The sequence below is a fragment of the Frankia sp. AgKG'84/4 genome, from assembly GCF_023242965.2.
GTDB lineage: Bacteria > Actinomycetota > Actinomycetes > Frankiales > Frankiaceae > Frankia.
On sequence record NZ_JALKFU020000147.1, the window covers coordinates 1 to 10,382 of the forward strand.

Consider the following 10,382-nt stretch of genomic DNA (forward strand, 5'->3'; position numbering starts at 1 on the left):
GTGGTGGGACGGGCGGGCCGCCGCCGCCGACGACGGGCGGGGCCGCGGGCGCCGCGGAGGTCGGCTGTGGCCACTGAGGGCGGGTGTCGTCGATCCTCTTGCCAGGCTGATCCGGTCCCGCCATGGTCGCCCCATCCATCGTGCTTTGCCCGTCCGCCCGCGGGCTCCGCCCGGCCGCGGCGATGGCGTCCCCGCATCGCCGACCCGGCCGGGCACCGCAGCGTCCAGGTCACTCCCCTGTGCCTGGAAGTCTAGGCCGTCGGGTGCCCTATGCTGAAACACGCGGATGAGGTGGCCGGGCGGCCGCGTCGGCGTCGGCTCCGGCAGGCGCCGCCGAGGAAAGTCCGGGCTCCACAGGGCAGGGCGGTGGGTAACACCCACCCGGGGCAACCCGCGGGACAGTGCCACAGAAAACAGACCGCCGGCGCCGGCAACGGCACCGGTAAGGGTGAAACGGTGCGGTAAGAGCGCACCAGCGCCCAGGGTGACCTGGGCGGCTCGGTAAACCCCGCCCGGAGCAAGGTCAGAAGGTCCACGGCCCTACCCGGCCGCGGGCCGCGCAGGCGTTCGAGGGCTGCCCGCCCGAGCCTGCGGGTAGACCGCTGGAGGCTGTCGGCAACGGCAGCCGTAGAGAGATGGTCGCCACCGGGAAGCCGCGAGGCACCCCGGCCACAGAACCCGGCTTACAGGCCACCTCATCCGCTTTATCCTGCCTGACCCGCGGTGGAGCATCTATGGGATAGCGCTGGCCGTTTTTCTGCGGGTGGGTGCTCGACGCCGACCTCCGCCAGGCCACCGGCGCTGGGCCTGTCGCCGGCGGAAACTCGGATGACCTGTTGCGGGCCGGGTGGGAGGCTTTCACCGTGGCGATCTTCTGGACGGCGGACCTTCACTTCGGCCACCGCGGGCTTCTCGAACGCGGCTACCGGCCGTGGTCCACGGTCGAGGAGCATGACGGTGCGCTCGTCGATAACTGGAACGCCACCGTCGGCGCGGACGACACGGTGTGGGTCCTCGGCGACGTCGCCATGTCCGCGTCGAAGCTGGGCCCGGTCGCCGGCCTGAACGGCCGCAAGATCCTGCTCTGTGGCAACCACGACGCGCCGTGGCCCGGCCATGCCAAACCACGCCAGCACCAGCGGTACCTCGCCGCCGGTTTCGCCGAGATCCGCGACACCTTCACCGCCTGGGCCACCGTCGGCGGCCGTGAGGTCGAGATGTCCCACCTGCCCTACGAGGGCGATCACACCGCCGAGGAGCGATACGTCGAGCACCGGCCCGCCGACGAGGGCCTGCCGCTGCTCCACGGCCACGTCCACGGCGCCTGGCGGGTGCGCGGTCGGCAGATCAATGTGGGCGTCGACGTCAACGACTATCGGCCGGTCTCCGAGGAGATGCTGGCCGGCCTGGTCGAGAGGATGAACCCGTAAGCAGCGAGCATCCGACGGTAGTGGAACTACAGTTACAGTAACTATACTTCCACTAGATACGGCATCCACGAGGGCGCCTGACGGCCAGGCGGAGGTAGTCGCAGTGGGGATGGCGCGACCAGCGGACATGTTCGACCGGGAGGTCGAGTGGGAGCGGCTGGGCCGGTTCCTCGGCGACGACACCGCCGGGGCGACCCTGGGCGTGGTCAGCGGGCGCAGGAGGCAGGGCAAGTCGTTCCTGCTCGAAGCGGCGTGCGAGCAGACAGGCGGGATGTACGTCCAGGCCGTGGAGTCGACAGCGGCCGACGCCCTGCGGATGTTCGGCGCCCGCCTCGCCGAGCACATCGGCGCGCCCGGCCAGCTGTCCTACGGCCGTTGGGACGAAGCGATCGACGCCGTGCTCAGGCTGGGCGATCGGGTATCGACGCCGGTGGTCATCGACGAGTTCCCCTATCTGGTCAAGTCCGCGCCGGAGCTGCCCTCGGTCATTCAGGCGGCGTTCGGGCCACGCCAGGCTCGGCGTCGCGAATCACGCACCAGGCTGGTGCTCTGCGGATCCGCCCTTTCGGTGATGGGTCGCCTGTTGGCAGGCTCGGCGCCGTTGCGGGGCCGAGCGAGCCTCGAACTGACCGTTCCGACGCTGGACTACCGGCTGGCGCGGCAGTTCTGGGGCATCGAGGACGTGGCGCTGGCGACCCGGGTGCACGCGATCGTCGGCGGCACGCCGGCCTACCGCGACTTCCTGCGCGGAGATCGCCCCGCCTCCCCCGACGACTTCGACGACTGGGTCATCCGAGCGGTGCTGGACTCGGCGTCGCCACTGTTCCGCGAGGCGCGCTACCTGCTCAGCGAGGAGCCCGACCTGCGGGACAACGCGCTGTACAGCTCCGTGCTGGCCGCGGTGGCGAGCGGCGCGACGACCCGCGGCGGTATCGCGAACCACGTCGGACGGGCGAGCTCGGACCTTGCCCATCCGCTGACCGTCCTGGTCGACGCCGGCCTGCTGCTGCGCTGCGACGACCTGCTGCGCGACCGCCGACCGCTTTGGCGGATCGCCGAACCACTCGTCGCCTTCTACCACGCGATGATCAGACCGGTCTTCGGTCAGCTCGACCGCCCCGGCAGGGCCGGACGGGTCTGGCCGGCGCTGCGGCCGACCTTCGCCGCCCAGGTACTCGGCCCGCACCTCGAATCCCTCGCCCGAACCTGGGTCGCCGACTTCGCAGGCCCCGAGACGCTCGGAACCGATCTGCTCGGCGACGTCGGCCACGGCACCGTCCACGACCACGCCGGCCGAGCCAGCCTGGAACTGGACGTGGTGGCGCTCGGCCCCGCAGACGGCGCACGGCGCCGACTCGTCGCCCTCGGCGAGGCGAAATGGGGAACCGTCCTCGGCGTCGCACACGCCGACCGCCTGGATCGCGCCCGCGCCTTGCTCGCCCACACCCGTGACCTGGACACGACGGCCACCCGCCGCATCCTGTTCTCCGCCGCCGGCTTCACCGACGCCCTACGCACCCAGGCCGCCGCCGACCCCCAGATCGTCCTGGTCGACCTCGACCGCCTCCACCACGGCTCCTGACCACTCCGAACCGTGGCCGCCCACCAGCTCCGCGACCAGCGCGGGATCCACCGTCGGCGGCGGCCCGCCAGCAGACTCCTCGACAGACATCACGCCGGTGTCCGCCACATCAGTAAAGATCGTCATCAGGCGCTACTCCCATGATCGGAGTTACACCGTCTTTCTCGCTCCCGATCCGCACGATGTCATCGATCCCGACGTCGCGGCCGCTCTGAGCGAGGGCATCGTGGACGTCGCGCTGATCGTCGAGGACGACATCGACGGCGTGCTGGCGCGCGAGGGCCGCCGTGCGCACGGCGGTCCACGCCCTCGACGGCTGGACGCCCGGCTGGAACGCCCGAATCCTCACGGACGCCTGAGCCAGGCCAGACAGACACGGCCTGCCACCTGAGATCGCGCGCTCGATAAGGACCGCACTACTCGCATACCTTGTAACACCATTGCTACAGTTCGTGGCAATGTCGATCGAACGACCGCGGATGGACCTGGAGTCTCCGCGCGACCCGCCCGCCCCCGACGCGGGGCCAGGCGAGCCCACCGCGGCCGAGCGGAAGGCTCGCCTGCTCGACCAGGCGCACCTGACGCGAGCGGCGCCGGAGCGCCTCGCGGACACCGAGCCCGGCGCGTCCGGCCGGCCGACCGGCGATTCCCCGCAGGACGGCGGCGAACCGCCGAGAACGAACGACCGACGCCCGCCTGAGCATCCCGGGGCGGCGGATCGACTCGCCGGCCCGGCTGACAGGCGTTCCGCGACCGGCGACGAACCCACGCTGTCCCCGCTTGAGCGCAAGCTCGCTCTCCTTGACCGTGCTCACGAACAGGCAACCGATTCGCCGGCGGAAAGGACCGGACAGCCGGTTGGCGACAGTGACATCGCACGCGGGCGGGACGGCTCGGACCGGCTCGGTTGGCGGCTGTCCCGGGTCTGGAAGGACAGCCAGCCGACCGTCGACGGGCGCGCCTTCTACGAGAAGTCCGACGAGGAGATGTGGCAGGCGGCCGCCACCGCCGAGCCCGCACCCGGTAAATACACTGCCGACCTGCACGGCAGCCCCGACGCCGTCCACGTGGGCCGGCGCGACCTCGACGCCCGGCAACTGGCCGCCCTCATCCGGCGGGACGACAACTGGCAGGGCCGGCCCATCCGCCTCATGTCCTGCGAGACCGGCCAGGGCGACAACCCGATCGCCCAGGACCTCGCCGACGAACTCGGCGTCACCGTCACCGCCCCCACCGAACTCGCGTTCTCCGACGAGGACACCGGTAAGGTGTGGACGACGTCGATGCACGAGAACGAGTACGGCCGGCTGGTGCAGACCGTTCCCCATGATGGCCACTGGATCGACTTTCATCCGACCGCGGAAGGGAAAAGGAATGCCTGAGATCGTCGACGGCATCAAAATTGCGAAGCTGTTCGACGGCACTCGGGACGGCGCACCGTACGTCGTCGACCGTCCGGCACTTCCCATCGGTCCAGAACGAGCAGACTTCCTTGCCTATCTAAAGAAGGGGAAGATCGTCATGCGCGCGGCCGGCCAGTCGGTCGACCGCCTTGATGAATCCAGAGGCAAGACGGTCCCGATTGTATTTCTAACCGACGGAGAATGGGTGTGGAGCGCATCCATCGGATACTATCTTGAGGAGCATGGACTCCCTCCCGAACCGGAGTTTCTCGATTATCTGCGCGCTCGCGACTTTCACTACGTGACGCCGACGGCAGACAAGGTCAGGACGGCCGGGCGAGCTGTCCGGGGCGAGTAATCACAAGGGTGATAAGAACGGTCGGATCTGCGGCGTCGACATAGCGGGTTGTCCGGCTGCCACCCATGATCCGTCGCAAGTTCACGATTGCGGTCGGCTGCTCGCCTGGTCCGAGGCGTCCGCCAGCCAGTTTTTCTGATCAAGGTGTTCCGCGGCGCCGTCAGGAGCCGAGCTGCTGGCCGCCGGGTCCGGATCGGCTCGTTGGGCGCAGGTCGCGAGGTACTGGACGAGGGTGGGCCGTAGGCCCGTCATGATCATGGTGGCTCTGCGCTCCGGGGTTGGTCAGGCCGGGGTGGGGTGGGCGGCGCGGATGTCTATTTCGCCGCGGTGGGTGCGGGTGCGGACCTCGACCCGTTCGGCGAAGTCCTTGGGGCTTTCGCGCGGGGGCAGGTGGTTGCGGACGGCGCCGCTCTTGGTGAAGGCGTCGACCCAGGCGGCGCTGCCGGGGCGGATGCCGACCTCGACGTCGCCGATGCCGGTGGCGAGGTCGATGCGGTCGCGGGCCGCCTCGCGCACGCGCAGGCTGCCCTTCGCGGTGCGGGCGGTGACGCTGCTCTCCGCGCGGTGGACGGTGACGTCGCCACCGGCGGTGGCGACCGACAGTCGGCCGCCGGCCCGGCCGATCGTGACGGTGCAGTGGCCGGACTGGACGTCGGCTGAACTCTCCAGCTCGCCGATGCGCACGACGCCCCGGGCGCTTTTCACCTCGGCGGAGCCGGTGACGCGGGCGATGTCGAGGTCGACGTCGGCGAAATGGGCCTGCAGGTCGTCGGTGCGCTCCAGGGCCACCTGGCCGCTCGCGCCGTGCAGGCGGCATTCGCCGAGGATCCCGGTCGCGGCGATCTCCACCCGTGCGGCCCGGACCAGCAGGCTCGAGCGGCTCGGCAGTTCGATCACGATCGTGACCGGGTCGATCCGGCCACGGAACCGGCCGTTGACAGGGGTCTTGATGGCCAGCAGGCCGCGGTCGTAGTCGACGCGCACGCGGCCGGCCGCGCCGACCCGGGTGCCCGGGTCGACCTGCACAACGGTGTCCGTCCGGTCGCTCGCGACAAGCTCCACCCGGCCGTCTGCCATGCGCAGATCGACCGTGATCGGATCGGGGGTGTCGAAAGTGGGCACGGCGGGCTCCTCCGTTGCGTGGCGGGCGGATGCTCAGGTCGGGCGAACAGCGGGGGACGCGGCAAGCCAGGGCGGGCGGGCCGAGGCAGGCTGCGCAACGGGCGTCGGAAGAGCTCGGACAGGACAGTCGACAGGACAGGTTGGAGCGGGTCAGCCGACCCAGCCGACGAAGCGGCCGCCGCCGTCGCGACGGCTGCCGTGCTGGTGGCCGTCACCGGCGTCGGGGGTGGCGAGGGCCGCGGAGGTGGCCCGGACCAGCCAGGCGTTGACGGACAGGCCCTCGGCCGCGGCGGCCGCCTCGATGGCGAGCTTGAGTCGCTCGGGCGGGCGGAAGTTGATGCGGGCCGCGGGGCCGTCCCGGCCGTCGGCGGACACCGGCGGCGGCTCGCCGATGGCCATCGCGGACGGCGCGACGACGCGGGTGGTGTCGGCTGGTTCCGGCAGGTCCGGCGGGGTCACCGCGAAGGACGGGTCGCGCCCGCGCAGCCTCAGTTCCACCGAGCCGGGGGCGAGGTCGCGGGTGATCTCCTCCGCGGCGGCGGAGAGAACGTCGAGCATGGCCAGCCGGGACGCCGAGGAGACGGCGGCCACCAGCCGTTCGGCCATCGCCCTGGCCTCACCCGAGTCGGCCGCGGCCAGCAGCTCGGCGCGGAGGTTCTCCACATAGGGCGTCAGGTCCATGCCGGAATCATGGCGCCGTCCATGGCGCCATGTCAACCCGTTTTATGGCGCCACTGGCGCCACTGGCGCCAGTGGGATGCGGTTACTCGCCGGCGCTGGTCAGGTGGGCGGCGTGATGGGTGTCGTTGAAGCCGCGCAGCACGGCGGGGCCGTCGGAGTACCAGTCGATGGTGCTGAGCGAGACGAGGTCCAGGTGCAGGCGGTACAGCACAGTCGGCTCGGCGACCAGCGCGAGCTGGGTCAGGCCCTTGATCGGCGTGACGTGCGAGACGAGCAGGACCCGCTGCCCGGGATGCTCGGCGAGCAGCCGGTTACGGACCATCGCCACCCGGGCGACCGTGGCGATCAGGCTCTCCCCGCCGGGCGGGGGCACGTGCGGGTCGGCGAGCCAGGCGTTGAGCTCCTCGGGGAAGCGCTCCCGTACCTCACCGAAGGTCAGCCCCTCCCAGGCGCCGAAGCTGGTCTCGCGCAGGTCGTCGTCGACGGTGTACTCGCGGCCCAGCGCCTCGGCGGTCTGCCGGGCCCGCTTCAGCGGCGAGCTGACGATCAGGTCGAACGGCTCGTCGCGCAGCCGGCGGCCGGCCGCGGCGGCCTGCTCCAGGCCGAGGTCGGTCAGGGACGCCTCGACGGTGCCGCTGAAGCGTTTCTCCACCGACAGTGGGGTCTGGCCGTGACGCAGCAGCACCGTCGTCGTCGGTGGCGCGGGTGGCGCCATCCAGCCGGAGAGCCGGTGGGTGGTCGGCGCGCGGTGCGGCACCGGGTCCGGGGACTGCGGGACCGACGGCTCCCAGCTGCGGCCGGCGGCCGCGGCGTCCATCGCCTCGTTGGCGAGCCGGTCGGCGGTGCCGTTACGGGCGCGCGGCACCCACTGGTAGCGCACGGCGGCGAACGCGCGGGCGAGCCCGGCGGCCTCGTCGGCCAGCGGGCGCATCGACGGATGCTTGATCTTCCAGCGGCCGCTCATCTGCTCGACGACGAGTTTGGAGTCCATCCGGACCTCCACCTCGGCGCCGGGCGCGACCTCCGCGGCGGCCCGCAGGCCGGCGATGAGGCCCGAGTACTCGGCGACGTTGTTCGTCGCCCGGCCGATGCCGGCGGCGCGCTCGGCGAGCACCGAGCCGTCGGCGGCGTCGCGGACGACCGCGCCGTAGCCCGCCGGGCCCGGATTACCCCGGGAGCCACCGTCAGCCTCGACGACCAGCCTTCGCTCGGTGCCCATCTGTCACTCCCCTCGCCCTGTCGCCGCACCTGGCGCGGCGCGTTCGCGCGGCCGGCCCGGCGGCCCCGTCGAACCCTCGGCGCCGTCGAACCCTCGGCGCCGTCGAACCCTCGGCGCCGTCGAACCCTCGGCGCCGTCGAACCCTGGCGCTACAGCCCGGACTCGGGGGTACGGACCAGGATGCGCCGGCATTCCTCGCACCGCACGACCTCGTCGACGGGAGCCGCCGCGACCGCCCGCAGATCACCGCCGGACAGCTCCAGATGGCAGCCCTGGCAGCGCCGGCGCAGCAGCGCCGCGGCGCCCACCCCGCTCGACGATGTCCGGATCCGCTCGTAGACGGCGATCAGCGCGTCCGGCAGCTTCGGGGCCAGGGCATCGCGCTCGCTGCGCAGCCGGCCGACCTCACTGTCGATCTCCGCGAAGGTCCTGTCCCGGCTGGCGCTCGCGGTGTCGAGCTCGGCGGTCAGATCGTCGTGCCGCTTGACCAGCTCCGCGAGCCGGCCCTCCAGGGCCTCGACCGCTTCCATCTTCTCCAGCGCCTCGTCCTCGAGGGCGCCCTGGCGCCGCGCCAGCGACGCCAGCTCCGACTGCAGGTTCTCCAGCTCGCGCGCGTTGGAGACGGCGCCGGAGTCGAGGCGTTGGGTGTCACGCTCCGCGCGGGTGCGGACCAGATCGATCTCGTTCTCCAGCCGGCGCTGGCCGCGGGTGACGTCACCCAGCTCGGTCCGCACCTCGACGACATCGTCGTCGAGCGCGCGCAGAGCGGCGGTCCGCTCGGTGATGACGGCGAGTTCCGGCAGCCCGCGCCGACGAGCGGCGAGCCGGTCGATACCGGAGTCGAGCGCCTGCAGGTCGAGCAGGCGAAGCTGGATTGCTGGGTCGGCCTTCATGTACTCCTCACCGGAATGCCCTGTCGTTGTCGCCGCGCGGTCTACCGGGACGGAGCGTGCAACCGCCAGGGATCGGTCACGATAGCGGACACCGAAGTACTCACCGTACGTCCCCGCGCGCGCAGATCCCTGCGCAGCCGCGCGGCCGCCACCGCCAGCCACGGCCACTCGCTCGCCCAGTGGGCGACGTCGACGATCGCGACCGGAAAAGCGCCGACCGCGTCAAGTACGTGATGATGCCGGCCGTCGGCCGTGACCAGCACGTCCGCTCCCGCGGCCGCCGCGGCGCCGGCCAGTTCGCCGCCCGAGCCACCGCACACCGCCACCCGCCGCACGAGCCGGTCCGCCGGGCCCGTGGCGCGCACGCCCCCCGCGGTCGACGGCAGCGCGCGGGCGACGCGGGCGCAGAACTCGCCGAGCGGTTCGGGCGCGGACAGTTCGCCGACCCGGCCCAGTCCCCGGCACACGGTGGCCACAGGAGCCACGGGAGCCACGGGAGCCACGGGAGCCACGCAGACCGCGGGCTCGCTGTCGGCGCCGGCGAGGGCACGGAGGTCGCGCAGCCCGAGCGCGGCAGCGAGGGCGTCGCTGACCCCGGGGTCGGCGACGTCGGCGTTGGTGTGCGCGGTGTAGAGGGCGGCCCCGCCGCGGACGAGGTTCGCCACCACCCGCCCGCCGGGCGTCGTCTCCGCGACGCCGTGGACACCCCGCAGGAACAGCGGGTGGTGGGTGATCAGCAACCCCGCGCCGCCCGCGACCGCCTCGGCGGCCACCTCGGGGGTGGGATCGACGGCGAGGTGCACGGCGGTGACCGCCGCGTCCGGGTCCCCGACCGCCAGGCCCACCGCGTCCCAGGACTGCGCCCAGCCGGGCGGGTAGGACTCCTCCAGCACCGCGATGCAGTCACGGACCGTTGCCAACCCAGCATTCATCACGGTGACCCTACCCGGACCGTCGCGGCCGCCTGCCAACCGGTCACACCCGATCGGGTGGCGCCGAGGTGCTGCGCGCTACGTCTCGTTCGCCCCGTAACGTACCGGTGGCGACGCGCCCGCGTGGGAGCGAGCCACGAGGAAGGGGAACTCGTCATGGCGGACGTGTCGGTACGCTTTCAGGTCGCCGGAGACTCGGAGATCGTGCTGAACCTAGCGACGGCGGAAGCCGTCCGACTGGTGGAGGCAATCATGCGCAAGGTGGCCGAGTCCATGGGCTCCCCGTCCATGGGATCACAGTCCATGGGTTCACCGTCCATGGGCGCGCAGCAACGCCCGCCGGTCGGCTCGGCCTGGTCGGACTCGCCGCCGGCGGCTCCCGGCATGTCGCCGGGACGCTGATCCACGGCGCCGCGGGCGCCGACGGGGAACACCGACCGCCGCGGGACCGGCGGGGCGGGTCAATTACCTCGGATCGGTAGCGGACGTGCCCGCTTCCACCAAACGCGACACAACGGCGCCGCAACGCGATACAACTCCGCACAGCCATTCACCTCGAAAGGACAACGATCACGCATGGCGGGGGACGTACCGGTCGACGAGCGCGCGCTGATCAGCCCGGCCGGTGTGGTGCCGGGCGCCGCGCCCCCGGGCACCGCCCCGGGGGTTCCTGCAGCGTCCGGCGTAGTGCACGCCGCGGGCACGGATGAGGCGGACGGTGTCCCGGCCGCCGCGGAGCCCGGCGGCGAGCGCGCGCTGCAC

11 protein-coding genes, 1 other RNA gene and 1 pseudogene are annotated in these 10,382 nt (G+C 72.1%); 8 read left to right on the forward strand and 5 right to left on the reverse strand.

The genetic code is table 11. The annotated features are described in order from the left end of the window. Positions 1-287 precede the first annotated feature (287 nt). The 6 genes from rnpB to MXD58_RS11720 all read left to right on the forward strand — a co-directional run bounded on the left by rnpB (position 288) and on the right by MXD58_RS11720 (position 4,773). Positions 288-702, forward strand: an RNA gene (gene rnpB / locus MXD58_RS11695) — RNase P RNA component class A. A 65-nt stretch (positions 703-767) separates the two neighbouring features. Next, positions 768-1,430 (forward strand): hypothetical protein, encoded by a 663-nt coding sequence (locus MXD58_RS11700; protein ID WP_248840827.1) that lies wholly within the window; start codon positions 768-770, stop codon positions 1,428-1,430. 109 nt (positions 1,431-1,539) lie between these two features. Then, positions 1,540-3,012, forward strand: a complete 1,473-nt coding sequence (locus MXD58_RS11705; protein WP_248840828.1) for an AAA family ATPase — start codon at positions 1,540-1,542, stop codon at positions 3,010-3,012. Between the two features lie 97 nt (positions 3,013-3,109). Next, on the forward strand, positions 3,110-3,403 hold the full coding sequence (locus tag MXD58_RS11710; protein WP_248840829.1) for a hypothetical protein: 294 nt from the start codon (positions 3,110-3,112) through the stop codon (positions 3,401-3,403). Positions 3,404-3,491: 88 nt separating this feature from the next. Further along, the gene (locus MXD58_RS11715; RefSeq protein WP_250609308.1) at positions 3,492-4,394 is read left to right on the forward strand and encodes a DUF8616 domain-containing protein; all 903 of its coding nucleotides are present in this window, start codon (positions 3,492-3,494) and stop codon (positions 4,392-4,394) included. Further along, complete coding sequence (locus tag MXD58_RS11720; RefSeq protein ID WP_248840831.1) at positions 4,387-4,773, forward strand: hypothetical protein; 387 nt, start codon at positions 4,387-4,389, stop codon at positions 4,771-4,773. The genes MXD58_RS11715 and MXD58_RS11720 overlap by 8 nt, the downstream gene beginning before the upstream one ends. Before the next feature lie 282 nt (positions 4,774-5,055). Here the strand turns inward: MXD58_RS11720 and MXD58_RS11725 are convergent, their stop codons facing one another. The 5 genes from MXD58_RS11725 to MXD58_RS11745 all read right to left on the reverse strand — a co-directional run bounded on the left by MXD58_RS11725 (position 5,056) and on the right by MXD58_RS11745 (position 9,620). After that, positions 5,056-5,895: a DUF4097 family beta strand repeat-containing protein gene (locus MXD58_RS11725; RefSeq protein WP_248840832.1), complete on the reverse strand. Its 840-nt coding sequence runs from the start codon at positions 5,893-5,895 to the stop codon at positions 5,056-5,058. Positions 5,896-6,045: 150 nt separating this feature from the next. Next, positions 6,046-6,576, reverse strand: a complete 531-nt coding sequence (locus MXD58_RS11730; protein WP_248840833.1) for a hypothetical protein — start codon at positions 6,574-6,576, stop codon at positions 6,046-6,048. An 82-nt stretch (positions 6,577-6,658) separates the two neighbouring features. Continuing rightward, positions 6,659-7,795 carry a bifunctional RNase H/acid phosphatase gene (locus MXD58_RS11735; RefSeq protein ID WP_248840834.1) on the reverse strand — a complete coding sequence of 379 codons (1,137 nt, stop codon included), beginning with the start codon at positions 7,793-7,795 and terminating at the stop codon, positions 6,659-6,661. Between the two features lie 149 nt (positions 7,796-7,944). After that, complete coding sequence (locus MXD58_RS11740; RefSeq protein WP_248840835.1) at positions 7,945-8,688, reverse strand: zinc ribbon domain-containing protein; 744 nt, start codon at positions 8,686-8,688, stop codon at positions 7,945-7,947. 41 nt (positions 8,689-8,729) lie between these two features. After that, positions 8,730-9,620, reverse strand: coding sequence for a Nif3-like dinuclear metal center hexameric protein (locus MXD58_RS11745; RefSeq protein ID WP_248840836.1), 891 nt, complete (start codon positions 9,618-9,620; stop codon positions 8,730-8,732). A gap of 156 nt (positions 9,621-9,776) precedes the next feature. Here MXD58_RS11745 and MXD58_RS11750 point away from each other — a divergent pair, with 156 nt between their 5' ends. Beyond that, positions 9,777-10,022 (forward strand): hypothetical protein, encoded by a 246-nt coding sequence (locus MXD58_RS11750; RefSeq protein WP_248840837.1) that lies wholly within the window; start codon positions 9,777-9,779, stop codon positions 10,020-10,022. Between the two features lie 174 nt (positions 10,023-10,196). Then, positions 10,197-10,382: pseudogene (locus MXD58_RS11755) on the forward strand (hypothetical protein); the annotation flags it as partial.

What these genes read in the sequence shown, in the direction of transcription:
- MXD58_RS11705 (WP_248840828.1), top strand. Translation starts at nt 1,540, where the DNA reads ATGGCGCGACCAGCGGACATGTTCGACCGGGAGGTCGAGTGGGAGCGG.
- MXD58_RS11745 (WP_248840836.1), bottom strand. Translation starts at nt 9,620, where the DNA reads ATGAATGCTGGGTTGGCAACGGTCCGTGACTGCATCGCGGTGCTGGAG.
- MXD58_RS11720 (WP_248840831.1), top strand. Translation starts at nt 4,387, where the DNA reads ATGCCTGAGATCGTCGACGGCATCAAAATTGCGAAGCTGTTCGACGGC.
- MXD58_RS11730 (WP_248840833.1), bottom strand. Translation starts at nt 6,576, where the DNA reads ATGGACCTGACGCCCTATGTGGAGAACCTCCGCGCCGAGCTGCTGGCC.
- MXD58_RS11715 (WP_250609308.1), top strand. Translation starts at nt 3,492, where the DNA reads ATGGACCTGGAGTCTCCGCGCGACCCGCCCGCCCCCGACGCGGGGCCA.
- MXD58_RS11735 (WP_248840834.1), bottom strand. Translation starts at nt 7,795, where the DNA reads ATGGGCACCGAGCGAAGGCTGGTCGTCGAGGCTGACGGTGGCTCCCGG.
- MXD58_RS11740 (WP_248840835.1), bottom strand. Translation starts at nt 8,688, where the DNA reads ATGAAGGCCGACCCAGCAATCCAGCTTCGCCTGCTCGACCTGCAGGCG.
- MXD58_RS11750 (WP_248840837.1), top strand. Translation starts at nt 9,777, where the DNA reads ATGGCGGACGTGTCGGTACGCTTTCAGGTCGCCGGAGACTCGGAGATC.